This window comes from Nonomuraea sp. 10N515B, assembly GCF_052245915.1.
In the GTDB taxonomy this organism is placed as follows: Bacteria; Actinomycetota; Actinomycetes; order Streptosporangiales; family Streptosporangiaceae; genus Nonomuraea.
In genome coordinates, this window is the sequence record NZ_JBQQBQ010000016.1 from 128,095 (window position 1) to 151,713 (window position 23,619).

At 70.4% G+C, this 23,619-nt stretch carries 16 protein-coding genes; 8 read left to right on the forward strand and 8 right to left on the reverse strand.

Annotated elements, in window-relative coordinates:
* Nucleotides 1–27: 27 nt before the first annotated feature.
* The 7 genes from ACTWQA_RS25180 to ACTWQA_RS25210 all read right to left on the reverse strand — a co-directional run bounded on the left by ACTWQA_RS25180 (nucleotide 28) and on the right by ACTWQA_RS25210 (nucleotide 12,466).
* Nucleotides 28–2,454, reverse strand: coding sequence for an endo-beta-N-acetylglucosaminidase (locus tag ACTWQA_RS25180; protein WP_443161546.1), 2,427 nt, complete (start codon nucleotides 2,452–2,454; stop codon nucleotides 28–30).
* 174 nt (nucleotides 2,455–2,628) lie between these two features.
* Nucleotides 2,629–5,004 carry a glycoside hydrolase family 3 N-terminal domain-containing protein gene (locus tag ACTWQA_RS25185; protein WP_443161547.1) on the reverse strand — a complete coding sequence of 792 codons (2,376 nt, stop codon included), beginning with the start codon at nucleotides 5,002–5,004 and terminating at the stop codon, nucleotides 2,629–2,631.
* Between the two features lie 10 nt (nucleotides 5,005–5,014).
* Nucleotides 5,015–6,316, reverse strand: coding sequence for a glycoside hydrolase 5 family protein (locus tag ACTWQA_RS25190; RefSeq protein WP_443161548.1), 1,302 nt, complete (start codon nucleotides 6,314–6,316; stop codon nucleotides 5,015–5,017).
* Nucleotide 6,317: 1 nt separating this feature from the next.
* A complete protein-coding gene (locus tag ACTWQA_RS25195) occupies nucleotides 6,318–7,166 on the reverse strand; it encodes a carbohydrate ABC transporter permease (RefSeq protein WP_443161549.1) in 849 nt (282 codons plus the stop codon).
* Nucleotides 7,166–8,119, reverse strand: a complete 954-nt coding sequence (locus tag ACTWQA_RS25200; protein WP_443161550.1) for a carbohydrate ABC transporter permease — start codon at nucleotides 8,117–8,119, stop codon at nucleotides 7,166–7,168. Before ACTWQA_RS25200 ends, ACTWQA_RS25195 begins: the two co-directional genes overlap by 1 nt.
* Entirely contained in the window at nucleotides 8,116–9,405 is a 1,290-nt protein-coding gene (locus ACTWQA_RS25205) for an extracellular solute-binding protein (protein WP_443161551.1), read from the reverse strand. Before ACTWQA_RS25205 ends, ACTWQA_RS25200 begins: the two co-directional genes overlap by 4 nt.
* Nucleotides 9,406–9,472: 67 nt before the next feature.
* On the reverse strand, nucleotides 9,473–12,466 hold the full coding sequence (locus tag ACTWQA_RS25210; protein WP_443161552.1) for an alpha-mannosidase: 2,994 nt from the start codon (nucleotides 12,464–12,466) through the stop codon (nucleotides 9,473–9,475).
* Between the two features lie 230 nt (nucleotides 12,467–12,696).
* On the opposite strand from ACTWQA_RS25210, the gene ACTWQA_RS25215 reads away from it, so the two are divergent.
* On the forward strand, nucleotides 12,697–13,806 hold the full coding sequence (locus ACTWQA_RS25215) for a LacI family DNA-binding transcriptional regulator (RefSeq protein ID WP_443161553.1): 1,110 nt from the start codon (nucleotides 12,697–12,699) through the stop codon (nucleotides 13,804–13,806).
* On the forward strand, nucleotides 13,803–15,773 hold the full coding sequence (locus ACTWQA_RS25220; protein WP_443161554.1) for a beta-N-acetylhexosaminidase family protein: 1,971 nt from the start codon (nucleotides 13,803–13,805) through the stop codon (nucleotides 15,771–15,773). Before ACTWQA_RS25215 ends, ACTWQA_RS25220 begins: the two co-directional genes overlap by 4 nt.
* On the opposite strand, the gene ACTWQA_RS25225 is transcribed toward ACTWQA_RS25220, so the two are convergent.
* Nucleotides 15,770–17,590, reverse strand: a complete 1,821-nt coding sequence (locus ACTWQA_RS25225) for a glycoside hydrolase family 35 protein (RefSeq protein ID WP_443161555.1) — start codon at nucleotides 17,588–17,590, stop codon at nucleotides 15,770–15,772. The genes ACTWQA_RS25220 and ACTWQA_RS25225 overlap by 4 nt on opposite strands.
* A 90-nt stretch (nucleotides 17,591–17,680) precedes the next feature.
* Between ACTWQA_RS25225 and ACTWQA_RS25230 the strand changes: the two genes are divergently transcribed.
* The 6 genes from ACTWQA_RS25230 (at nucleotide 17,681) to ACTWQA_RS25255 (ending at nucleotide 23,608) form a co-directional block, all read left to right on the forward strand.
* Entirely contained in the window at nucleotides 17,681–18,697 is a 1,017-nt protein-coding gene (locus tag ACTWQA_RS25230) for a LacI family DNA-binding transcriptional regulator (protein ID WP_443161556.1), read from the forward strand.
* Nucleotides 18,698–18,833: 136 nt separating this feature from the next.
* The gene (locus ACTWQA_RS25235) at nucleotides 18,834–20,165 is read left to right on the forward strand and encodes a carbohydrate ABC transporter substrate-binding protein (RefSeq protein ID WP_443161557.1); all 1,332 of its coding nucleotides are present in this window, start codon (nucleotides 18,834–18,836) and stop codon (nucleotides 20,163–20,165) included.
* A 1-nt stretch (nucleotide 20,166) separates the two neighbouring features.
* Complete coding sequence (locus tag ACTWQA_RS25240; RefSeq protein WP_443161558.1) at nucleotides 20,167–21,084, forward strand: carbohydrate ABC transporter permease; 918 nt, start codon at nucleotides 20,167–20,169, stop codon at nucleotides 21,082–21,084.
* Between the two features lie 11 nt (nucleotides 21,085–21,095).
* On the forward strand, nucleotides 21,096–21,959 hold the full coding sequence (locus tag ACTWQA_RS25245; protein WP_443161559.1) for a carbohydrate ABC transporter permease: 864 nt from the start codon (nucleotides 21,096–21,098) through the stop codon (nucleotides 21,957–21,959).
* A 12-nt stretch (nucleotides 21,960–21,971) separates the two neighbouring features.
* Nucleotides 21,972–22,151 carry a DUF6903 family protein gene (locus tag ACTWQA_RS25250; RefSeq protein ID WP_443161560.1) on the forward strand — a complete coding sequence of 60 codons (180 nt, stop codon included), beginning with the start codon at nucleotides 21,972–21,974 and terminating at the stop codon, nucleotides 22,149–22,151.
* Complete coding sequence (locus ACTWQA_RS25255; RefSeq protein ID WP_443161561.1) at nucleotides 22,148–23,608, forward strand: alpha-L-fucosidase; 1,461 nt, start codon at nucleotides 22,148–22,150, stop codon at nucleotides 23,606–23,608. Before ACTWQA_RS25250 ends, ACTWQA_RS25255 begins: the two co-directional genes overlap by 4 nt.
* Nucleotides 23,609–23,619 lie beyond the last annotated feature (11 nt).

Sequence of the window (23,619 nt, forward strand, 5' to 3'; positions counted from 1 at the left end):
GCCCGCGGTTCAGCCGCGCCTTCGCGATCAGTTGCCTCGGAGCACGGTCGTGGCCTTGTTGCCGGCGTAGTCCTCCAAGACCGCAACCACCTTGCTGGTGGCGCTGGACATGGTCACCGTTTCGGCGGCCCGGGTGGTGCGGCCGCGGATGATGTGCGGCTTGGCGCCCGAGTTGTAGGTCGTCGCGAACGTCTTCGCCTGGCCGTCCTCGAGGATGGTCAGGGTGTGCCAGTCCGGAAGGGCCGGCCGGGCGAACGTGAACGTGTTCCCGTTGATCGTCACCGCCGAGGCAGGATAGGGGCTGATCTCGGTGTCGGCGAACGTTCCGCGTACGCCGGTGGTCGTGCCCGTTCCCGCCCGCACGGTGAGGAGATAGGCGTCGCCGTTGACGGGCACGCCGGTCAGGGTCGTGCCCGTGCCGGTCACCGTGACTTCCTTGGTGTACGGGCGGGCCGTGTCGAGGCTGCGGACCTTCACGGTGATGGGACCGCCGGACGGCGGCGGGGTCCAGGCGGCGCTCAGCGTGCCGTCCGGCTCGGCCTGCGCGGTGACCTGGAGAGGCGCCGTGGCCAGGTCGAACGACACGGTCGCGGCAGGGCTCTGCGACCCGTCGTGGCCGACCGCCACCAGCTTGATCGTCCCTGACGTGGCCGTGAGTCGCTTGACGTAGTAGACGTCGTCGTAGATGCCACCGAGATAGGTGTCATCCAGGTAGACGTCGTAGCGGCGCACCTCGTCGTAGCCGGCACGCTTCCACGACAGGAACAGCTCACCGGTCTCCGGCAGCAACTGGGTGATCCGCAGGTCCCTGGGCGCGGCGGGCGTGTGATCGACGCCGTCGCGCAGGACCAAGGAACCCAGGTTGACCTGGTAGCCGGAGATCGGCTGGGCGCCGGCGGCGACGACCAGGCCGAGCGCGGCGACGCGCTGACCGGCGTACGCCGACAGGTCCGCCGACCGGGTCGTCCAGCCCGTGGTGCGCTCGCCCGACCCGGTCAGCGGTAGCTGGATCACTTTGCCCGGGTCGGAGGCCAGGACGAGGCCGAGCCGGAGTTCGGAGTCGTCGCTCGCCGAGGGCTTGTTGTAGGTCAGCTCAAGGGCCGAACCCTTGGTGATCTTCAGGTCCGTCTTGTAGAGACGCACGGTGTTGTCGCTGTCGAGGGTGCCGCTGAGGACGAGCGAGCTGCCGCCGTTGTAGGCGCCGATCTTCTGGTACGCGAACCGGCTCGCCGGCGTGTACGCGGGGCCGTAGTCATAGTCGGCGCTGAGGGGCGTTCCCGCCGCGTCGATCCACCACTGCCAGGTCACCGGGATGTCCTGGAGGTTGATGTTGCCCCACTCCTTCGGGTTGGACAGCCGGCCCTTGGTCCAGGTGGACAGGCCGTGGCCGGTGTTGAAGGAGGTGGCGAACGTGGTGCCGCCGATGACGGAGCGTTCGGCGATGTACCTGGAGATGCCCTTCCAGGTGCCCTCCGGCGTGGTGGCGCCCTGTGAGGAGCCGGTCCACCAGCGGCGTTCCCGGTCGAAGACGTCCCGCTGGGCGGCGTCGTCGGTCTTGCCGGCGTAGTCGGAGGAGACGAAGTCGGCGCCGAGGGTGGCGATGGCGTTCATCGGCGCACCACTCGCGTCGAGGTTGTCCTCGAGGTTGTAGGGCTGGTTGAACTGGTCTTTCCCGGCCTCCACACCGGCGAAGACGCTCGTGCGGGAGTCCAGGCCGAGGCTCGCGGCGTAGCTCTTGGAGTTGGTGAGCTTGGTCCTGTTCCACCAGTAGTTGAGGAAGATGGAGTCGGACACGTCGCCGAGCTTCGGGTCGCGCACGAACGGGCCGTTGACCGCGTTGAACTCGTTCTGGTACGAGATCGCGCCGGTGGAGTCGTCAATGGAGTCGTACCACTGCACGTAGAGGCCGCCCTCGCGCATGGCCTGCAGGAACTGCTTGTACGCCGGGATGTCGGCCGGAGCGACCCGCGACTCCTGGTTGATGAAATAGCCGTCGAAGCCGTAGAACTTGGCGACCTGGATGAGCTTGTCGGCGACGGGGAAGCCGCCCTCGCCGTCGCGGACCAGGAGTTCGGTGTAGGCCTGGTCGCCGCGGTCGTGGTCGGAGAAGAAGATGCAGCCGAGCGACCGCACCCCGTTCGCGTGGGCCGCGTTGGTGTAGCCGGGGTTGGGCAGGTTGAGCATCCCGAACTCGAACCACTTCTCCCGCCAGTCGGCGGTCGGGTCGTAGTAGCTCACCGGCACGCCCTCGGTGGGCATGCCGTGCCAGGAGGCGTAGAAGTCGGCGTACTGCCAGAAACTGAAGAGGTGCTGGCTGAACTCGTTGGTGTAAGGGTGGCTTTCGAAGAAGGCGTTGCCGTAGTCGCCGGCCAGGCTCAGCAGCTGGGTGTCGGCGGGCAGGGCCGGATTGCGCTGCGTGGCGGCGTTGGCGGGGTTGCGTTTCTGGAGCGGCACCTTGGCGCGTAAGAACGCGGCGTGGGCGTCGTCGGCGGGGTTCCAGCGCAGCAGGTCAGGGGCGGAGTAACCGTGCTGGTAGGGCTGGTTGGCGCCGACCGCGCTCTCTCCCGTCCAGGGCAGCGGTGCCCGCGCGGGTCGTCACCCGTCTGCCGGTGCGAGGTGATCGGGACATCACGACTCCTTACTGTGCGTCATGGGCTCGGCCGATCCGGAGGGGATGTCGGCCTGGGGGTGACTGAGCGGACGGATGGTCTCGTGGAGGTCCTCGACGTACAGGTCGGTGCGGGCCCGGTCCCCCGCGCCCTCGGCGAAGCAGCGCGCGGCGGGCAGGTCCCAGACGACGGTGGTGCGGGCGCCCGGCGGGACGGTGACCCTGCGGAAGGCGAGCAGCTCGCGCAGGCGAGGCAGCACGACGCCTCCGGTGCGGCGGCCGAACAGCGGCACGATCACCTCGGCGACCTCCGCTTCGGGGCCGGCGGGGTTGACGACGTCTACGCTCACCCGGACCGTGCCCGCGTGCACCTCCGCGGTCAGTCGATCGAACAGGACGGGCCGGTAGCGCAGGCCGGAGCCGAAGGGAAAGAGCACCGGGTCCGGCGCGTCCAGGTAGACGCCGGCGGCCGGATGCCGGTCGTTGTGGCGGACGGGCACGGCGCCCGGATGGCGTGGTGCGGTGAACGGCAGGCGGCCGACCGGCTCGTAGCCGCCGAGCAGCGCGTCGACGATCGCGTGGCCGCCGTGTGGACCGGGGTAGCCGGCCCACAGCAGCGCGTCGGTGTGGTCCAGCACGCTGGTGAGCACGTGTGGGCGGCCGGCGATGACGACGGCTGCCACGGGGCAGCCGGCCTGCGCGCGGACGGCGGCGACGAGGTCGTCCTGGCCGCCGGGCAGGGAGAGGTCGGCCAGGTCGACGCCTTCCCCTGCGGTCGCGACGGCCGCCGGGCCGGCGATCGCGCCGTTGGCGGCGAAGTCCTCCGCGTAGGTGCGGTGGCTCGTCCCGCCGAGCGCCAGGATCACGACGTCGGCGCCGCTCAGCTCGGCCGCCGTCGGCACCCCGGGTGCGGTCTGCACCTCGGCGTCGGGCAGCGCCTGCCGCAGGGCGAGGTCCAGGCTGGCGGCCGACTGCTCGGGCAGGGGTGGCACGTAGTCGCCCAGCAGGGCGGTGACGTCGCGGGCGTTGGGGCCGGCGAGGACCACTTTGGTCAGCGCCCGTCGGTCGAGGGGCAGGAGCCGGTCGGCGTTGTGGAGCAGGACGAGGGACTGCCGAGCGAGGCGACGCGAGAGGTCGTCGGTGCTGCGGGTGGCCACGGTGAGCGCCTCGTGAGGGACCCGCGCACCTACGCCGTCGGCGGCCGCAGCATGCGCGCCGTTGGCGGGCGCAGCGGGCGCGCCGTTGGCGGGCGCAGCGGGCGCGCCATCGGCGGGCGCAGCGGGCGCGCCATCGGCGGGCGCAGCGGGCGCGCCGTCCGCGGGTGCGGCGGCGAGGAGGCCCAGGCGGTGCTTGAGCGTGAGCACCCGGCGGCAGGCGGCGTCGACCAACTCGGCCACCCGCGGGTCCGCCGCGGCGGCCTGCTCCAAAAGGGTGAAGGACTCGTCCCAGAGGGACAGATCCACGCCGGCCTCGAGCGCCGCCACGGCGGCGGCCGTCGCGTCGCCCGTCATCGCGGTGAGCCGGTCCACGGCCAGGCCGTCGGCCATGACGATGCCGTCGAAGCCGCATTCGGCCCGCAGGAAGCCGGTGAGGAGGTCGCCGTTGGCGCAGCACGGCACCCCGTCGATGTCGTTGTAGGCCGCCATGAAGCCCAGGGCCCCGGCCTCCACCGCGGCCCGGACGGCCGGGAGATGCAGCTCGCGCAGGTCGCGGGCGCCGATGACGGCGGATTGCCCGTTGCGCCCTCCGACGGCCTCGCCCTGCGCGGCCAGGTGCTTGAGCACGATCGCGACACCGTCGCGGGCCACCGCGCCACGATCGCCGCCCTGCATGCCGATCACCAGCGCCCTGGTGAGCTCGGCGGCCAGCAGCGGATCTTCGCCGAAGCACTCCTCCGCCCGGCCCCAGCGCGGGTCTCGCAGCAGGTCGAGCGCGGACACCAGGGCCAGGTGCACCCCGCTCGCGGCGAGCTCGGCCGCGACGGCGGCCGCTGCTTCGGCCAGCAGCGCCGGATCCCAGCCCGCGGCCACCGCGAGGTTCGTGGGCAGCAGCGTCCCGCCGAGCGCCTGGTGCCCGTGCGGGGCCTCTTCCGACAGCAGCACGCCGATGCGGTGCCGGCCGGCCCTCGACACCTCGTCCTGGACGAGCGCGGCGACCTCGGCGCGTTCCTCTGGCCGGATCCCATCGGCCCAGGAGCGGCCCGACCAGGCGTCGGCGCGGAAGACCCCATACAGCGCGCCGAGCCCACCCCACCGGTCGAGCTCGGCACGGGCGAGGCCGGTGAGCCGGAAGCCGCCCCGGGGAGCCCGCTCGACGGCCTGCCAGCCGTAGAGGCGCTGGTTGAGCTGGCCGACCTTCTCCCGGAGGGAAAGCTCGGCGAGGAGATGCTCTACCACGTCCCCTTTCTCAGCGATCCGCATGTGCGGCCATCCGCTCGAGCACCTCTGCGTCGGCGACCGAGCTGTAGAAGGTACGGCCCGTCGGCTCGGCGTGCACGAGCCGTTCGATGCCGCGGGCGCGCAGCGCCGGCGGGTCGCCCGCGGTCGTGGAGGTGACCAGGGCGGGCCGGGCTCCGGCGCGGGCTCGGCGCATCCAGGTCTCGAAGACGCCGCCGCCGGGCGAGAGCTCCGCCCGGGACGTGGGGACGTCCTCGGAGTCGACCGGGACGACGACGGCCTCCCGCCGCGGGGAGGGGCGTGGCCGATGCCGCAGCTCCGCGGCCAGTTCGGCGAAGCGCCGGCCGATCGGCTTGACGGTGGCGTCGGCGGCGATCAGGCCGAGGCTGTGCTCCAGGTCGGGGAAGTCGGCCAGCCTGCGTTCCACGTCGTGCGAGCACCACCAGGTGATGCCCCACAGGGCGTCGCTGTCGGCCGCCGCCCGCACAGTTCCCTCGCAGAAGCCGGGAGCCTGGTCCTCGGTGAGGTGGTTGAGCGGCGCGCCGACCTCCTGCAGCCACACCGGACGTGCCGGGTCGAGGGCGAAGGCGCGCGACAGCTCGATGAGGTAGGCGGCGTGGCTGACGCTTTCGTGCGACATCGCGCCGTACCCCTGGGCGGTGCCGTTGAAGATCCACGAGTGGATCACGCTCATCTGGCCGTGCCGGGTGGAGTGTGCGGGGGTGAAGGGATGACCGTCGGCGTACCAGACGGCGTCGTATTCGGCGTTGAGCCGGAAATGGCGCCGCTCGCGCGGGCCGTCGCCGTGCAGGGCCCCGAGCCAGGCCGTCACCTGCTGTGCCGTGGCCGCCATCGGGACCGGATGGAGGGCGGAGGTGAACTGGTTGACCTCGTTGCCCAGGGTCAGGCCGAGGAAGTTGGGCAGGTCGTGCAGGTGCTCGTCGAGCGCCTCGACCAGGGCGGCCTGCGCGGCGACGGCGTCGGGGTCGGTGAACATGCTGCGCCGGTGCCAGTCCGTCAGCCAGCTCGGCACGAAGTCGAAGCCGGACAGATGTCCCTGCAGCACGTCGACGCAGGCGTCGAGGCCGGCTTCGCCGGCGATCTCCACGACGTGACGGACGTCGTCGAGGGCGCGGCGGCGGATCAACGTCCGGTTCGGCTGCAGGAGCGGCCACAGCGGCAGGACGCGGACGTGGTCCAGGCCGAGATCGGCCAGGGCCTTCATGTCGCGCCGGGTGACCGCCCAGTCCGGGTCCAGCCAGGAGTAGAACCAGTCTCGGGAGGGCGTGTAGTTGACCCCGAATCTCAGCATTTCACCCTTTCAAGCCTCCCGCTTCGAGCCCGCGGAAGAAGTAGCGCTGCAAGATGGCGAAGAACGCGACGATGGGAATCAAGGCGATGATCGTGCCGGCCGCGATGAGGCGCGGATCGTCGTAGAAGGTGCCGTGCAGGCGGTTGAGCCCGACGGTGAGGGTGTAGTTGTCCTCGTCGGACAGCACGATCAGAGGCCACAGGAAGTCGTTCCACGAGCCGACGAACGCGAAGATGGCCACGACGGTGATGACGCCCTTGACCTGGGGCACGGAGACGCGGATGAACCGCTGCCAGGCGTTGGCGCCGTCGACGACGGCCGCCTCCTCGAACTCGGCGGGCAGGTTGCGGAACGCGTTGCGCATGAGCAGGACGTTGAGCGCGGCCACGATCGTCGGCAACACGACGCCCAGCAGGGTGTTGGCCAGACCGGCCGCCCTGACCAGCAGGAATTGGGAGATCAGCACGGTCTCGGCCGGGACGAGCAGGGCCGCGACGCAGATCCCGGCCGCCACTCCCCTGCCGCGGAAGCGCAGCTTGCCCAGAGCGTAGCCGGCGCAGGTGGCGCCCACCACGTTGCCGGCGACGGCCATGGCGGCCACGATCAGGGAGTTGAGCAGGTAGTCGGGCACCGGGATGCGATCGAGCACGGTCGCGAAGTTCCCCAGCGTGGGATGGCCGGGGATCAGCTCGGGCGGCCGCGCGTAGAGATCGTCGCCGGCGCCTTTGAGCGACAGCGAGATCTGCCACACCAGGGGGCCGGCCAGCAGCACGGCCATCAGGAGCAGGATCAGGTAACGCACGACGCGACCCGGGCGGCTGGTCCGTGCGGCCGGACCGGAGACGGGCATCAGGACGTCCTCTGCTTGCGTTGCAGGACGAGCTGCGCGATGAGCAGCCCGCCGAGGATGACGAACATGACCAGGCTGATCGCGCCCGCATAGCCGGTACGCGCCTGCAGGCCGGTGCCTTCGCGCTGGATGAGCATGGTCATCGTGAGGTCGCCGCCGCCCACTCCCCCGGTTCCGTTCGTGAGGACGTAGATCTCGCCGAACACCCGGAAGGCCGCCACCGAGGACAGGACACCGATGAGCCCCATCGTGGAGCGCACTCCGGGGACGGTGACGTGGAGGAAGGTCCGCACGGGGCCCGCGCCGTCCATGGCCGCCGCGTCGTACAGGCTCGGATCGATGTTCGCCAGCGCGGCCAGGTAGATGACCATGTAGTAGCCCAGGCCCATCCACACGGTGACGAACATCGCGCTGAAGAGCAGCAGCCAGCGGTCGGTGAGGAAGGCAACGGGCTCGGTGACCACTTTCAGCGTGCCGAGCAGCTCGTTCACCAGGCCGCGCTTGTCGAGCATGTTCGTCCAGATCAGCCCGACGATGACCGGCGACATGATCACCGGCAGGTACATCGTGGTGCGGAAGAACCCCATCAGCCGGCCGGCGCCGCTCACCAGCGCGGCCAGCACGAGCGGCAGCGCGACCATGAGCGGCACCACGCACACCGTGTAGAGGGTGGAGTTCAGCAGCGCGGTGCCGAACCGCTCGTCGGCGAACATCCGCCGGAAGTTCTCCCACCCGATGAACTCCCCGCCCCTCAGCAGGGTGGAGTCCGTGAACGCCAGCCGCAGCGTGTTGACGAACGGCAGGAGGATCAGGAGCACGATGACGGCCAGCGCCGGCAGCAGGAACAGCCACGGGGTCAGGCGCCAGCGATGCGTGGACAGGGCCGTTTCCTCGCGGTGGAGCCGGCGCCGGCCCCACCGCAAGGAGAGCTTGTGCTGAGCGGAGACCGTCATCCGTGCGCGGCCAGCCGCTCGTTGGAGTACTTCACCGACTCGTCCAGCGCCTGCTGCACCGTCTTCTTGCCGAGCAGCGCCTGGGCGATCTGCTCGCGCAGAGTCTCGGCGTCGGCCGATCCGGAGAAGGCCGGCGGCCACCACACGACCGCCTTCTTGACCTGGGCGGCGCTTGCCAGCCGCACCTTCGTGGCGGGGTCGCCGTCGTCCTTGGTGAAGTACTCGTCGTCCATCGACCCGGCCGACGACGGGAACACGTCGGCCTTCTTGCCGAAGGCGAGCTGGTTGGCGGCGTTGGTGACGTACTTGGCGAAGGCCATGGCCAGCGGCTGGTTCTCGCCGGCGGCGTTCACGACGAGCGACTCGATGTACATGTTGGGGGCGGCCGTGCTGATCCGCGGCCCGATCCCCAGGTCCTTGTAGATGTCGGGCGCGGTGTCCTTCAGGTCGTTCAGGGTGTAGGAGCTGCCGGACAGGTAGGCCAGGCGGCCGGCTTTGAACTCCTCCACTTCCTTGGTCTGGAGGTTGTTCAGCGACTCCTGGGTCAGGCCCCTGCTGGCGTACAGCTTGCGGAAGCGCTCGACGAACTCCGCACCCTTGGCGTCGTTGTAGGTGAACTTCTTGCCGGCCGCGTCCATGAGGGGGACGCCGTACTCGCCGAAGTTCTCGATGGCCGGCATCCTGACGATCATCGACACGTCCGAGCAGTTCTTGGCCATGGTCTCGGCCTGGTTGAAGAGCTCGTCGTAGGTGGCGGGCAGCTTGCCGGGGTCCAGCCCGCACTTCTCGAACAGCGCCTTGTTGAAGAACGACGGTCCGGTGTTCAGGTACCACGGGTAGCCGTAGGTTCCGCCGCCGAGCCCGCTGAACGTCATCGCCTGCCACGCCTTGTCCAGGTACAGGCCCTTGGCTTGCGGGTCGGCCTTGGCGACGTCGAGCAGGACCCCCGCCTGGGCCAGGGTGTAGGCGGCCTCGGGGCCCATGTCGACGACGTCGGGGAGCGCCCCGGCGGCCGCGTCCGCCGACAGCTTGTCCTGGTAGCCCTCGGCGGGCTGGTCCACCCAGGTGATCTTCGTGCCCGGGTTGGCCTTCTCGAAGGCCGCGATCAGTTCAGTGAAGTAGGACGTGAACTTCTCGTTCTTCAGGTTCCACGTCTGGAACTTGATCGTTCCCGACAGTGACCCGCCCGAGGACTGCGGCGTCGTGTCGCCACCGCATCCGGACAGCAGCAGCGATCCCAGGGCCAGCCCTGCGATCAGGGCCCGGCCTTTCCCGATAGTGGTCATCGGATGTCCTCTCTTATTGGCTCGGGAGCTCCGCTCCCTTCGCACTTGACGCGTTGGGCCTGGCAGGTCACGGGGCGATGCGCAGCGTCGCCACCTGGAAGGGGCCGAGATCCAGACGAGCCAGGCCTGCCTGCCGCCCGGCCACGGCCACGGGCAGGTCCTCGTCGTCGCCGATCTCGCGTTCGAGCAGGTCGGTCTCCCACAGGACGGCTCCGGCGCCGAGTTCCTCGCGGCAGTGCAGCCGGGCGCTCGCCCGTGCTCCCTGCGTCTCGTACACCCGTACGACGAGGTCTCCAGAGCCGTCGTCGGCCTGCTTCACCCAGTCGATGAGCGCGTGCCCCGTCAGGACCTCCAGCCATACCAGCGGCGCCACCTGCGGGAGGCCCGCGAGGTCGGGGGTGTTGAAGGCGTAGGCGGCCTCGGCCGCGGCGGGCACGTCCGCGCCGGGCAGCACGGCCCACCGGAACGTATGCGTGCCCGCGTCGGCGCGGGGATCGGGGAAGCGGGCGCCGCGGAGCAGGGACAGCCGGACGACGGTGGAGTCGCCGTCGGCGCGGGCGTCGGCCCCGTACATCGCGTCGTTGACGATCGCGAGGCCGAAGTCGCCGTCGGTCACCTGCACATAGCGGTGCATCGCGGCTTCGAACATCGCCTCCTCGGCCGCGGTGTTGGTGAGCAGCGGCCGTTCGACGTATCCGTACTGGGTCTCGAAGCGTGCGGTGCGCGCCATGACCCGCACCGGGACGGCGACCTTCAGCAGGCGTTCGCGTTCCCGCCAGTCGACGACGCACTCGGTCTCGAACCGCCCGGTGCCGGCCCGTAGCCACATCGTCAGCGTGATCGTCGACGCGCCGGCCCGCCGGACCACCTCGACGCCGGCGTCGTGTCCGTCGCGGATCACCGTCCGGCTCGTGACCTCGTCGATCACCTGGGGGTGGCGGAGCACGTGCCGGTCCACGTCCCAGGCGTCCCAGCGCACCGGCTCGTCGCGGAAGAGCTGGAGCTCGTTGAGCCGCCTGCCGGGTGGGACCACCTCCCGGCCGTTGCGGAGGTCGAGGAGTGAGGTGACGTGGCCGTCCTCGCCGATCACGACGCGGAGCAGGCCGTCGTCCAGTACGGTGCCGCCGCCGTCGGCGACCTCGACGGCGACCTCGACGGGGGCCGCACGCGGTTTCGCCACGGCGAACGGAGGCAGCACGCCACCCGCAGGATCGGCCTGCTCACCGCCCAGTGCCGCGCCGGCCTGCTTGATCAGTCCGTGCAGCCGTTCCTCGATCTCCCGATAGGTGTCGCGGGCCTCGCGGTGCACCCAGGCGATCGAGGTGCCCGGGAGGATGTCGTGGAACTGGTGCAGCAGCACGGTGCGCCAGATGTCGTCGAGATCCTCGTGCGGATAGGGCGCCCCGCGCAGCGTGCTCGCCGCCGCGCTGAGGTATTCCGCCGCCCGCAGCAGCGACTCGCAGCGCCGGTTGTGCCGTTTCATGGCCGCCTGCGAGGTCAGGGTGCCCCGGTGCAGCTCCAGGTAGAGCTCGCCGCGGTAGACCGGCTGCAGAGGTCCGGCGTCCAGCAGCTCGGCCTCGGCCTCCTCGAAGAACTCCGCCGGAGACCTGGAAGTCACGCGGGCTGCGCCCTCCAAGTCGGCGAAGCGGCGCAGCCGCTCGGCCATTTCCCTGGTGGGGCCGCCGCCTCCGTCGCCGTACCCGTAGGGCAGCAGCGAATGGGACGCGATCGCCTTGTCCTTGAACGTGGTGACCGCGTGACGGAGCTCGCGAGCGGTCACCTCGGCGGCGTACGTCTCAGCAGGCGGGAAGTGGGTGAAGATCCGCGTGCCGTCGATGCCCTCCCACCAGAAGGTGTGGTGCGGGAAGACCGTGGTGTCGTTCCAGGAGATCTTCTGCGTCAGGAACCAGCGGGACCCGGCCCGGCGGGCCAGCTGCGGCAGGGCGCCGGAGTAGCCGAAGGAGTCGGGCAGCCACATCTCGCGCGGTTCCCGGCCGAAGCGGCTGATGAAGTAGCTCTTGCCGTAGGTCAGCTGGCGCACCATCGATTCGCCGGTGGGGATGACGCCATCCGCCTCAACCCACATGCCGCCTACCGGGACGAACCGCCCTTGTTCAACGTGACGCCGTACCCGGGCGAACAGCTCCGGATAGTGCTCCTCGAGCCAGCTGAAGTGCTGTGCCGACGACATCGTGTACACCAGTGCGGGATCGGCGTCGAGCAGGGCGAGCGCGTTGGAGACCGTGCGGGCGAGCTTGCGCACCGTCTCGCGCAGCGGCCACAACCACGCCGTGTCCATGTGCGCGTGCCCCACGGCGGTGATCCGGTGGGCGCTGGCGTGCGCGGGCATGGCCAGGAGCGGAGCGAGGATCGCGCGCGCCCGCCGGGCGCCGGCCTCGGCGTCCGCCTCGTCGTAGACGTCCAGGGCCTCCTCGATCGCGCGCAGCAGCCGCCAGTGACGCGGCTCGTCCGCGCTCAGCTCGGCGGCCAGGCCACCGATCACGTCCAGGTCCATGCACAGGGCGTGGACCTCGGGCGAGAACGCGGCGACCTCCGCGCGGCGCAGCCTGAACTGCTCGAACGGCTCCTCCGCCCCCTTCTCACCGTGCTCGGTGACGACGAACGGCGGCAACCCGAGCAGCAGGGGATTCGCCGCCGCCTCGACGTAGAGCAGGAACGCGCCGTCGGTATCGAGCAGACCAGGCACGGCTCCCTCGCCGTGTAACCGGATGCCGGACTGGCGTGGGTGCAGGCCTTTGACGATCGCGCCATCCGGGGTGAAGACCAGGCCCTCGCAATGACCGCCCACGGAGTGGTCGAACCAGCCCAGGTCGAGCACGAGGTCGACCGGCCCCGGCTGCGGGGGGACCGTGCCCCGGATCCGGAACCACGTCGTGGACCAGGCCTTTCCCCAGGCGGCGCCCAGAGGGAAAGGGCGGTAGACGGGGGTGGCGCGGCCGGTGTCGCGGGCGAGGCCGAGCGCGTGCCGGGCGCTCACCGGCTCCCCATCATCGGCGACCGTCCACGCCTCGACCTCAACACCTGTCAGCCGGGTGTGCATCCGCGGCAGGATCCGTTCTCGCTTCACACGGGCGAGACGCTCGAGCGTGCGGCTGAGGTGGTTGTGCATCTCGTACCTCTCCGTAGCGGAGATATGACAATATGCCTGATACGTTTTAGTTGCCTAGGATGTCCGCAGACTAATACGTTCTAGTTCTCATGGTCACGCGGGAAGCTCATCTCGTTTCCATAACGACGGCCGCCCGCAGGCCAGACATCGATGGAGAAGCGATGCCGCAGAACGATGAGGTTCCGCCCCAGGACTCCGCCGCCGGCCCTCCCGAGTCCTCCGAGTCCGTGACGGGCGCCTCGCCTGGCCGGTTGAGGAGCACCGACATCGCGCGGCTGGCGGGCGTCTCGGTGTCGGCGGTGTCACTGGCGTTCAACGCCCGCCCCGGCATCAGCGACGCGACGCGCAAGCGCATTCTCGACGTCGCCGAGGAGCTCAACTGGCGCCCGCACCGGGCCGCACGCGCGCTCAAAGGGGCCAGCAACGACGTCGTCGGCATCGTCATCGCACGCCCGGCCCGCACGCTGGGCGTCGAGCCGTTCTTCGCCCATGTCCTGTCCGGCCTGCAGTCCCGCCTGTCCAATGAGGGAATCGCCACGCAGATCCTCATCGTCGAGGACAGCCAGGCGGAGGTGGCGGTCTACCGCCGCTGGGCCGCCGAGAACCGGGTCGACGGGCTCGTGCTCTTCGACCTCGCGGTCGACGACGTCCGGCCGCAGGTCATCGCCGACCTCCGCCTCCCCGCCGTCATTCTGGGAGGCCACGGAGGCCCCTTGCCGCTGTCCAGCGTCTGGGTCGACGACCACGCGGCGATGACCCGCATCCTGGGATACCTCGCCGCGCTCGGCCACCGTTCCATCGGCCACGTCAGCGGCGTCCCCGCCTACCAGCACACGCGACGCCGCCTCCAGGCCATCGCCGACGCGCACGCATCACTCGACCTCGACATCGTGAGCGTGGCGACCGACTACTCGGACACCCAGGGCGCATCGGCCACGCGCCAGCTGCTGGAGACGAGCCCCCGGTGCACGGCGATCATCTACGACAGCGACGTCATGGCGGCGGCAGGGCTGGGCGTCGCCACCGAGATGGGCGTACGGATCCCCGGCGAGGTCTCCATCGTGTCCTTCGACGACTCCATCCTCACCCAGCTCCCCCATCCCCCGATCACCGCCCTGACCCGCGACACGTACGCGCTCGGCACGCTCACCGCGACCGAACTGCTCCACGTGATGGCCGAGCGTCCGGAACCCCGCGCGGTGCAGGCGCCCACCCCCGAGCTCGTGCTACGCGGCAGCACCGCTCCTCCAGCCGAACGGAGAGTTACGTGAGAAGACCCACGACGTGCCTCGTGCTCGCCGCCACCCTGTGTGCCGGGACACTCCTGCCCATCCCCGCCGCCCATTCCGCTTCCGCTCCGAACAGCTCCTTACCCTCGGTGTCGCCGACCCCACAGTCGCTGAACGGCATCGGCGCCGCCGCCACCGTCACCAGCCGGGCGCTCGTGGTCGCCGACGACCAGACCGACCCCGCGGCTCGCGACCGCCTCCTACGCGAACTCAAGGCGCACGGCGCCGACCGGGTGGACATCGTCACCCCTGACACGATCCCGGCGGCGGCGCCAGGCCTGCTCACGGTGCGCCTCGGTCCCACGGCACGGCCGGACATCGCGCAGGCGCTCGGCGACACGGTCCGGCCCGGCAAGGCCGAGGGGTACGCGTTACGGGTCTCGGGTGGCAGGCAGCGCCAGATCGCTCTCGGCGGCGAGGACGCCGCGGGCCAGTTCTATGCCGTGCAGACGCTGCGCCAGTTGTTCGTCCCGTCCGGCGACGGCTGGAAGGTGGCGGGAGTCCAGGTCAGCGACTTCCCGTCCATGCCGCTGCGGGGCACCATCGAGGGCTTCTACGGTGCGCCGTGGACCCACGCAGAACGCCTCGACCAGATGGACTTCTACGGCGACGTCAAGGCCAACACCTACATCTACGCTCCCAAGGACGATCCCTACCACCGCGACAAGTGGCGCGACCCCTACCCGGCGGACAAGCTCGCCGAACTGGGCGAGCTGGTGGCCCGGGCCAACGCGAACCACGTCCGCTTCACCTTCGCCCTCTCCCCCGGCGTGTCGATCTGCTACTCCGACCAGGCGGACCGCACCGTCCTCAAGCAGAAGCTGCAGGCGCTCTACGACCTGGGCGCCAGGGCCTTCTCCCTCCCGCTGGACGACATCAGCTACACCCGCTGGAACTGCGCGGCCGATGAGAGCGCTTACGGCGCGGCCGGACGCACCGCCGCGGCCAAGGCGCAGGTCGATCTGCTCAACGACGTGCAGCGGAGCTTCATCGCCACCCGCGAAGGCACCCAGCCGCTGCAGATGGTGCCCACCGAGTACGGCGATCTGACCGACACCACGTACAAGCAGACCATGCGGGCCTCCCTCGACCCCGCGATCGAGGTGATGTGGACCGGCATCGAGACCGTGCCCCCGGAGATCACCAATGCGCAGGCCGCGAAGGCGGCGGAGCTGTTCGGGCGCAAGGTCTTCGTCTGGGACAACTACCCGGTCAACGACTACGGCGAGACCAGCGGCCGGCTCCTGCTGGCGCCCTACGACAAGCGGGAGAGCGGCCTGTCCGCGCATCTGTCCGGCATCGTGGCCAACCCGATGAACCAGCCGTACGCCAGCAAGGTCGCGGTCTTCGGCGCCGCGGACTTCACCTGGAACGACCAGCAGTACGACGCGAGGAAGAGCTGGCCACGGGCGATGGCCTACCTCGCCGGCGGAGACAAGGCGGCCATCGAGGCCCTGCTGGTCTTCGGCGACCTGCAGCACGTGGCTCCGACCTTCGGCGGCACCCCTTGGCAGCCCCAGGCGCCCGAGCTCGCCGCCCGCACGGCCGCGTTCTGGCAGGCATGGGACGACGGGCGACACGCCGACGCGATCACCGCGATGCGCCCGTACGCGACGGCCATCGCCACGGCTCCGGCCACCATCCGCGCCGGATCGGTGCAGCAGGGCTTCGCCGTTGACGCCGCGTCCTGGCTGGACGCCACCGAGCTGTGGGGCAGGGCGATGGTGTCCATGATCGGTGCGCTCGACGCCCGGCTGGCCGGAGACGAGGCCAAGAGCGGCGCGTTGCTCGCCGAGTCGCGTGACCTGCAGCAGCAGGCCCGCGCCATCCGGGTCAGCCCGCCGCGTAACCGCTGGGGCGCCGCCCAGGTCAAGGTCGGTGACGGGGTGCTCGACGTCTTCCTGACCGAGGCGGACGCCCGGCTCCGGCAGTGGGAGGTCGCGGGTTAGCCGAACTCCTCGACGTACTCCTCCGGAGGTCCGAGCTCGGGGCGGTCCCGCAACTCCAGGACCGCCCCGAGCCGTTCCAGCTCGAGGACCGTCACGACGTTCTCGCCCGCGCGCAGCAGCGGCGCCGGGCAGTAGAGCGTGACCTGCGGCCCGATCTCCCAGTAGCGGCCGAGCAGGAACCCGTTGACCCAGACGAATCCGCGGCTCGATCCCGGCAGGGCGAAGAAGGTGTCCGCGGGCGTGTCGACGTGCATCGTCGCGACGGCGAACCCGGCGTGTGTGGTCGCGGGGCCGGCGGCGACCGCCCGGGCCAGCTCGCCGGCGGACCATTCCTGCAGCGCCATCGGGGTGCTGTCCCAGCCCTGCACGATCCGCCGGTCGACGAGGACGGGACCGAGCAGGCCCTTGTGCCGGCCGATGCCCGGCCCGTAGTTGATCCGGCCGAGGTTCTCGACAAGGACCTCCAGGTAGACGACGTCGCCGGTTCCGCGTACCCGGAGTTCCGGGTCTCCGGGGCCGGCGACGCCGAGGACGGCGCCGTCGACGCACACCAAGGCCCGGTCGCGGACGTCGGTGAGGACGAGCCGGTGCTCTCCCGCCGGGATGCGCGGGCGCGCGGTGTGCAGGACCATTCCCGCGTCGAGCCCGAGCTTCTCGAACGAGGCCGGGCGCGGGCCGGTCGAGGTGGGCGCCGGCACGGCGCGCAGGCCGGTGAGCAGGTCGGCGCGATGGACGAGCGGGACGCGCGCCGACGGCAGCGTCGGCATCCGCACGGGCATCCGTACGGGTCCGCGCGCGCCGAGCGCCTCCCGCACGGCGAAGAACTTGGCGGTGAGCGTGCCGTCCTCGGCGACGGGCGCGTCGGAGTCGTAGCTGGTCACCGTGGGCTGCAAACGGCCCTCGTGCTCGTTGGCGCCCGCCCAGAGCCCGAAGTTGGTCCCGCCGTGCGCCATGTAGATGCTCACGCTGCCACCGTCGGCGATGATCCCGCCAAGCGTGCGCACGACGCTGTCCGCGCCGCGGACGTGGTGCCGCTCGCCCCAGTGGTCGAACCAGCCGTTCCAGAACTCGGCGACGACGAACGGCTCGTCCTGCCGCCGCGCCGCGAGGAGCCGCCGGGCGGCGTCGGGTTCGGAGCCCAGGGTGACGGCCGCCAGGGTCCCGGGCAGGGTGCCGCCATCCAGCATGAGCTCGGTGGGGCCGTCGGCGGTGAACAACAGCTCGCGGATGCCGCGCGCGGTCAGGGCCTCGCGATTCCAGCGCAGGTAGTCATGGTCGTCGCCGAAGCTGCCGAACTCGTTCTCCACCTGCACCGCCACCACCGGTCCTCCCTCGCCGGCCTGGAGCGCGGCGAGGCGCGGGATCAGCTCGTCGAACCAGCGGCCGACCGCGGAGGTGAACGCGGGATCGGAGCTGCGGATCGCGACGTCGCGGCCGGTGAGCCAGCTCGGCAGTCCGCCGTTCGACCACTCCGCGCAGATGTACGGGCCGGGCCGGACCACGACGTCGAGGCCCTCCTCCCCCACCATGCGGATGAACCGCTCGACGTCCCGCCAGCCGTCGAAGCAGGGCGCCTCGTCCGCGCGGGGCTGATGGAAGTTCCACGCCACGTAGGTGTCGACCGTGTTGAGCCCGAGGTCGGCGAGCCGGCGGATCCGGTCCCGCCAGAGGTCGGGGTGGACGCGGAAGTAGTGCAGCGCCCCGGACAGGATGCGATGGGGTACGCCGTGCCGGTGCAGGAGACGCCCGCGCCAGGTGAGCGCGCTCGTGGTCGTCGTCGGGGCCGGAGAGGTGTCCGGCGCAGGCAGCTCGATCACCACGCGAGACTATGTTATCGATGCCATGTGTAACAAGGACGCTATGATTCAGCAGACGGCAGGCGGCCCCGCCCCCGAGAGAGGAGCGCCATGACCAAGGCCACCGCGCGGCCCAGGAGGCAGCCGAGCATGGCTGACGTGGCCCGGACCGCCGGGGTGTCGGCGCAGACCGTCTCACGCGCGCTCCGCGACTCGCCGAACGTCAACCCGGAGACCAGGCAGCGCGTGCTGGCCGCCGTGGAGCAGCTCGGCTACCGCTTCAACAACGCCGCCAGGGTGCTGTCCTCGGGGCGCAGCCACACCATCGGGCTCGTGCTCCTGCAGTCCGGCGGCTACTACTCCCGCTCCGCGGTGACCGCCGGCGTCGAGGCGGCCGCGGGCGAGGCCGGATACGCGGTGAGCATCGCGACCATCGCCAGGCTCGACACCGGCATGATGGAGCGTTCCCTGTCCAAGCTCGCCGACCAGGGCGTGGACGGCATCGTCATCGCCGTGCCGCTCATCTCCGTCACGCAGAAGATGGAGGACATCACCCGGGACATCCCCACCGTCACGCTCGACGGCTCCCGCACCGCGAGCGCCCGCGTGCTCGGGATCGACCAGAAGGAGGCGGGCCGCATCGCCACCCGGCACCTGCTCGACCTCGGGCATCGCCAGGTGTGGCACGTCTCGGGACCGGATGAGTGGATCGAGGCGCGCCAGCGGCGCGAGGGCTGGCAGGAGTGCCTGGCCGCGGCCGGGATCCAGGCGCCGCCCCCGCTCGAGGGTGACTGGTCGCCCGACTCGGGATACCGGCAGGGGCAGGTCCTCGCGATGATCCCGGACGTGACCGCCGTCTTCGCCGCCAGCGACGAGATGGCCTTCGGGGTGATCCGCGCCCTGCGCGAGCGCGGCCGGTCGGTGCCGGGCGACGTGTCCATCGTGAGCGTCGACGACATCGCCCTGGCGGCCTACTGCCACCCGCCGCTGACCACCGTGCGGCAGGACTTCTACCGCTCCGGCGCGGCCGCCGTCGCCCTGCTGCTGCGGGGAGCCGACGCCGGCGAGTCCCTCGTCACGGCGTCGCTGTCGATCCGCGACTCCACGGCGCCGCCGCGTCGTCCCTGAGCCCTCGTGCCGGGCCGTTCGCAAAGTGCCTCTTGCGCCTTCTATGTTATCGATGCCACTGTAACAACGTCCGGACCCGGACTCCGGTCCTCCACCCCCCAGGTGGGCAGCTGTCCACGGGAAGGATCCCAGAACCATGAGGAGATCACTCGTCCTGGCGAGCGCCGCCATCACGGTGCTCGGACTGCTCACCGGCTGCTCGGCCGGCGGAGACGGCTCGGGCCCCAGCACCCCCGGCAAGACGACTCTGAGCGTCGCCGCCCTCGAAGGCGGATACGGGCGGGACATGTACACCGAGGTCATCCAGGCGTACGAGGCCTCGCATCCCAACGTCGACGTGCAGCTGCAGATCTCGAAGAGCATCGAGGACGAGATCACCCCGAACATGAAGGCCGGGCGGTTCCCGGACGTCGTGGTGCTCGGTCAGGGCCGCAAGGCCGCGCTCACCGAGACGCTCATCAAGGACAAGGCCCTCGAGGACCTCACGCCCGTGCTGAAGGCGAAGGTGCCCGGTGAGGACAAGACCGTCGGGGACAAGCTCATCCAGGGCATCGTCGGCAATCTCAACACCAACCCCTACGGCACGGACCAGACGTACCTGATGCCGATGTACTACGCGCCGACCGGGCTCGTCTACAACAAGGGCCTGTTCGAGCAGAAGGGCTGGAAGGTCCCGGCCACCTGGGACGAGATGTTCGCACTCGGCGAGACGGCCAAGAAGGAGAAGATCGCGCTGTTCACGTACCCGACCGCCGGGTACCTCGACTCGTTCTTCTTCGCGCTGCTCGCCGACGTCGGCGGGGAGCAGTTCTACACCGACGTCATGACGTACAAGCAGGGCGTCTGGCAGACGCCGCAGGCCCGGCAGGTTCTCGACCTCACCACCCGGCTGCTGAAGTACGCCGCGCCGACCACCGTCGGCTACGCCAACGAGCAGGACTTCACCAAGAACCAGCAGTCGATCCTCGACAACAAGGCGCTGTTCATGCCGAACGGCACCTGGATCGTCGGCGAGATGAAGGACGCCCCGCGCGCCGACGGCTTCCAGTGGGGTCTGACACCGTTGCCGGCGGTCACCGCCGGCGGCAAGCGCTACATCACCACGTCGGTCGAGTCGGTCTGGATCCCCAGCGCGGCCAAGAACAAGGACGCGGCGAAGGAGTTCGTCGCCTACCTCTACTCCGACGAGGCGGCGAAGATCTTCGCCAAGTCGGACGCCATCCAGCCGATCCAGGGCATCGTGAGCAGCCTGTCCGCGGAGAACGCCGAGTTCTACAAGGTCTACGAGGACCCGTCGGTCGCCGCGCTGGTCGGCGGGTTCGCCGGCACCGCGCCCGTCGCGGGCGTCGACATCAAGGCCACGCTCTTCGACACCGCCAACAGCATCATCAGCGGCGACAAGACCGAGGACCAGTGGCAGGCCGCGCTCAACGACGCCAGTGAGAAGCTGCGCCAGGCGGGGAGCTGACGTGCCCGGTGGCAGCCCGTCGAGCATCGGAGGGCGCCGGCGCGGCGACGGCCTCTTCGTGCTCGCCTGCCTCCTGCCCGCGCTCGTGCTCTTCGCGGTCTTCATGGTCGTCCCGACCGTGAACGTGTTCCGGATGTCCTTCTACACCTGGAGCGGCTTCTCCCCCGACATGCGTTTCGCCGGGCTCGGCAACTTCACCCGGCTCCTCGACGACGAGCAGTTCGTCCGGGCCTTCCAGAACACGGTCGCGCTCCTGGTCGTCGTGACCGTCGTGACGATGGGAATGGGCCTCTTCCTCGCCGCGATCATGACCCGGCAACGGCTGCGGGGGCGGGCCCTCTTCCGGTTCATCCTCTACGTCCCGAGCGTGCTGTCCGTGGTCGTGATCGCGGCGATCTTCTCCGCCATCCTGGACCAGGAGAACGGCCTGCTCAACGGCACCCTGCGGCTGCTCTCGCTCGATGGCCTGCGGCAGGTCTGGCTCGGCGACCAGCAGCTGGTGCTCTGGTCCGTCGCGTTCGCGATGGTCTGGCAGTCGCTCGGCTACTACATGGTCCTCTACATGTCCGGCATGGCGAGCATCCCGGAGGAGCTCTACGAGGCCTCCGCGCTCGACGGCGCGACCGCCGGGCGGCAGTTCTTCGCCATCACGCTGCCGCTCATCTGGCAGAACCTCCGCACGACGCTGACGTTCTTCGTCATGAGCGCGGTCAACCTCAGCTTCGTCCTCGTTCGTGCGATGACCGGCGGCGGGCCCGACGGCTCCTCGGAGGTCCTGCTGAGCTACATGTACAAGCAGGCGTACACGAACTCGTCGTACGGCTACGGCATGGCCATCGGCGTCGTCATCTTCGCGTTCTCGTTCCTCGTCTCGCTCCTGGTGAGCCGCGCGACGCGGCGCGAGCCCCTCCAGTTCTGAGGACGGCCACCATGACCACGATCAACTGGCGAAGGACACTGACCTACGTCCTCGTCACCGCGATCGCGCTCGCCATCGCCGTGCCGGTCGCCTGGGTGCTCGTCGCCTCGCTCAAACAGAAGAGCGAGTTCTTCGGCAGCCCCTGGGCGCTGCCGGAGGGCCTCCACCTCCAGAACTACGTCGACGCCTTCGTCACCGCCCGCATGGGCCAGTACTTCTTCACCTCGGTGCTCGTCACGCTGCTCGGCCTGGTGTTCGTTCTGGCGGTCTCCGTGCCGGCGGCCTATGTCATCGCCCGGTACGAGTTCCGCGGCCGCGCTCTCGTGGAGGTCGCGCTGCTGGCCGGGCTGTTCGTCAACGTCAACTACATCGTGGTGCCGATCTTCCTCATGCTCGTCGGCTGGGACCGGGCGCTCGTCGACGTGCTCCCCGGTGGCTTCTTCATCGACAACCCCGGGGTCCTCTCGCTCGTCTACGCGGCCACGTCGATCCCGTTCACCATCTATCTGCTCACCGCGTACTTCCGGTCGATACCGGCCGAGTACGAGGAGGCCGCCGCCCTGGACGGGGCGTCCCGCGTGCGGATCATGACCAGGGTGATGCTGCCGATGGCGCGGCCGGCGCTCACCACCGTGATCCTGTTCAACTTCCTGGCCTACTGGAACGACTTCATCATCGCGCTCACCCTGCTTCCAGGCGAGGGCAAGACGCTGCAGGTGGGCCTGCTCAACCTGATGACCGCGCAGAAGGCGGCGGCCGACTACGGGCGGCTCTACGCCGGCATGGTCATCGTCATCGTCCCCGTCCTCATCTTCTACGCGCTCATCCAGCGCCGGCTCATCGAAGGCATGGCCTCCGGCGGTGTGAAGGGCTGAGGGAGTCTGGTCATGAAGGAATCGACGCGCAGCGTGCTGCTCGTCATCGCCCGCACGTTCGTCGTGGCCGGCTGCGTCGCCGTCGTCGTCGGCGCGCGGGCGACGACCGGGTGGGGCCATCTCGCGATCATGCTCGCCGCGCTGGGCGGGCTGCTGGCCGTGCTGGCCTCGTACAACGGGAGGTTCCGATGATCGCGGAGGTGTCGGCCGGGCGGGCACTGGCCGCGGTCCGGCCGAGCGAACGGCAGCTCGCGTGGCAGGCCATGGAGTTCTACGGGTTCATCCACTTCGGCATGAACACGATGACGGACCGGGAGTGGGGCGAGGGGCACGACGACCCGGCCGCCTTCGACCCGGCCGGACTCGACGCCGACCAGTGGATCAGGGCGCTCAAGAGCGCCGGGATGACCGGTGTGATCCTGACCTGCAAGCATCACGATGGGTTCTGCCTGTGGCCGAGCGGCGTCACGACGTACACGGTCGCCTCCTCGCCCTGGCGTGACGGCCAGGGCGACGTGGTCGCGGAGGTCGCCGGCGCGGCCCGGCGGCACGGCCTGCGGTTCGGGATCTACCTGTCGCCGTGGGACCGCACCGAGGCGTCCTACGGCAGCGGGACCGCGTACGACGACTTCTACGTCGCCCAGCTCACCGAGCTGCTCACGAGATACGGGCCGGTGTTCGCGGTGTGGCTGGACGGCGCGAACGGCGAGGGCCCGAACGGCAAGCGCCAGGTCTACGACTGGGATCGGTACTACGCGGTGGTCCGCGAGCTGCAGCCGGACGCGGTCATCAGCGTGTGCGGGCCGGACGTCCGCTGGTGCGGCAACGAGGCCGGGGACACCCGCCCCGACGAGTGGAGCGTGGTGCCCCGGGCCCTCCAGGACGCCGAGCGGATCGCGGACCGCTCGCAGCAGGCGGACGACGGCGCCTTCGCCCGGCTCGTCCGCAGCGACGACCGCGACCTCGGCAGCCGCGCCGCCTTGGCGGGACACTGCGAAGGGAGCGGAGCTCCCGAGCCAATAAGAGCAGATGACCTGGTCTGGTACCCGGCCGAGGTGAACACCTCGATCCGGCCCGGATGGTTCCACCACCCGGCCGAGGATGCCGCGGTCCGCTCCGCGGACGAGCTGTTCGCCATCTACCTGCGCTCTGTCGGCGGCAACTCCTGTTTCCTGCTCAACGTCCCGCCAGACCGTAACGGGCAGGTGCGGGGCACCGACGTGGCGGTGCTGGAGCAACTCGGGCGGCGCATCGCGGACTTCCGGGCGCGGCGGGTCGAGGCGGCCGCGACGGTGTCGTCCGGGAGCGCGGGCGATGTCGCGACCGCGTGGCCCGGCAGGGGGCGCGCGCCGTGGCGGCCGGACGACGCCGACCCGCTGCCCGGCGTGCGGCTCGCGTTCGCACGGCCCCGCCCGATCGAGGCGGTCGTCGTGGGCGAGGACATCACGCAGGGGCAGCGCATCGAACACGTCGTCGTCCGGGGCCACCGGGACGGCCGGTGGACGACGCTCGCCGAGGCGAACGCCGTGGGCTACCAGCGCATCCTGACGTTCCCGCCGGTCGAGGTCGACGCCGTGCTGGTCGAGGTGTCCCAGGCCCGGGACACACCCGTCGCCGCCCGCGTGGCCGCGATCGAGGCGGCGTCGTGAAGGGCGCCGTA

Bases quoted from the DNA above. Each gene is read 5' to 3' on its own strand.
- ACTWQA_RS25190 (WP_443161548.1), bottom strand. From the start codon at position 6,316: ATGCTGAGATTCGGGGTCAACTACACGCCCTCCCGAGACTGGTTCTAC.
- ACTWQA_RS25195 (WP_443161549.1), bottom strand. From the start codon at position 7,166: ATGCCCGTCTCCGGTCCGGCCGCACGGACCAGCCGCCCGGGTCGCGTC.
- ACTWQA_RS25200 (WP_443161550.1), bottom strand. From the start codon at position 8,119: ATGACGGTCTCCGCTCAGCACAAGCTCTCCTTGCGGTGGGGCCGGCGC.
- ACTWQA_RS25205 (WP_443161551.1), bottom strand. From the start codon at position 9,405: ATGACCACTATCGGGAAAGGCCGGGCCCTGATCGCAGGGCTGGCCCTG.
- ACTWQA_RS25210 (WP_443161552.1), bottom strand. From the start codon at position 12,466: ATGCACACCCGGCTGACAGGTGTTGAGGTCGAGGCGTGGACGGTCGCC.
- ACTWQA_RS25215 (WP_443161553.1), top strand. From the start codon at position 12,697: ATGCCGCAGAACGATGAGGTTCCGCCCCAGGACTCCGCCGCCGGCCCT.
- ACTWQA_RS25230 (WP_443161556.1), top strand. From the start codon at position 17,681: ATGACCAAGGCCACCGCGCGGCCCAGGAGGCAGCCGAGCATGGCTGAC.
- ACTWQA_RS25235 (WP_443161557.1), top strand. From the start codon at position 18,834: ATGAGGAGATCACTCGTCCTGGCGAGCGCCGCCATCACGGTGCTCGGA.
- ACTWQA_RS25245 (WP_443161559.1), top strand. From the start codon at position 21,096: ATGACCACGATCAACTGGCGAAGGACACTGACCTACGTCCTCGTCACC.
- ACTWQA_RS25250 (WP_443161560.1), top strand. From the start codon at position 21,972: ATGAAGGAATCGACGCGCAGCGTGCTGCTCGTCATCGCCCGCACGTTC.
- ACTWQA_RS25255 (WP_443161561.1), top strand. From the start codon at position 22,148: ATGATCGCGGAGGTGTCGGCCGGGCGGGCACTGGCCGCGGTCCGGCCG.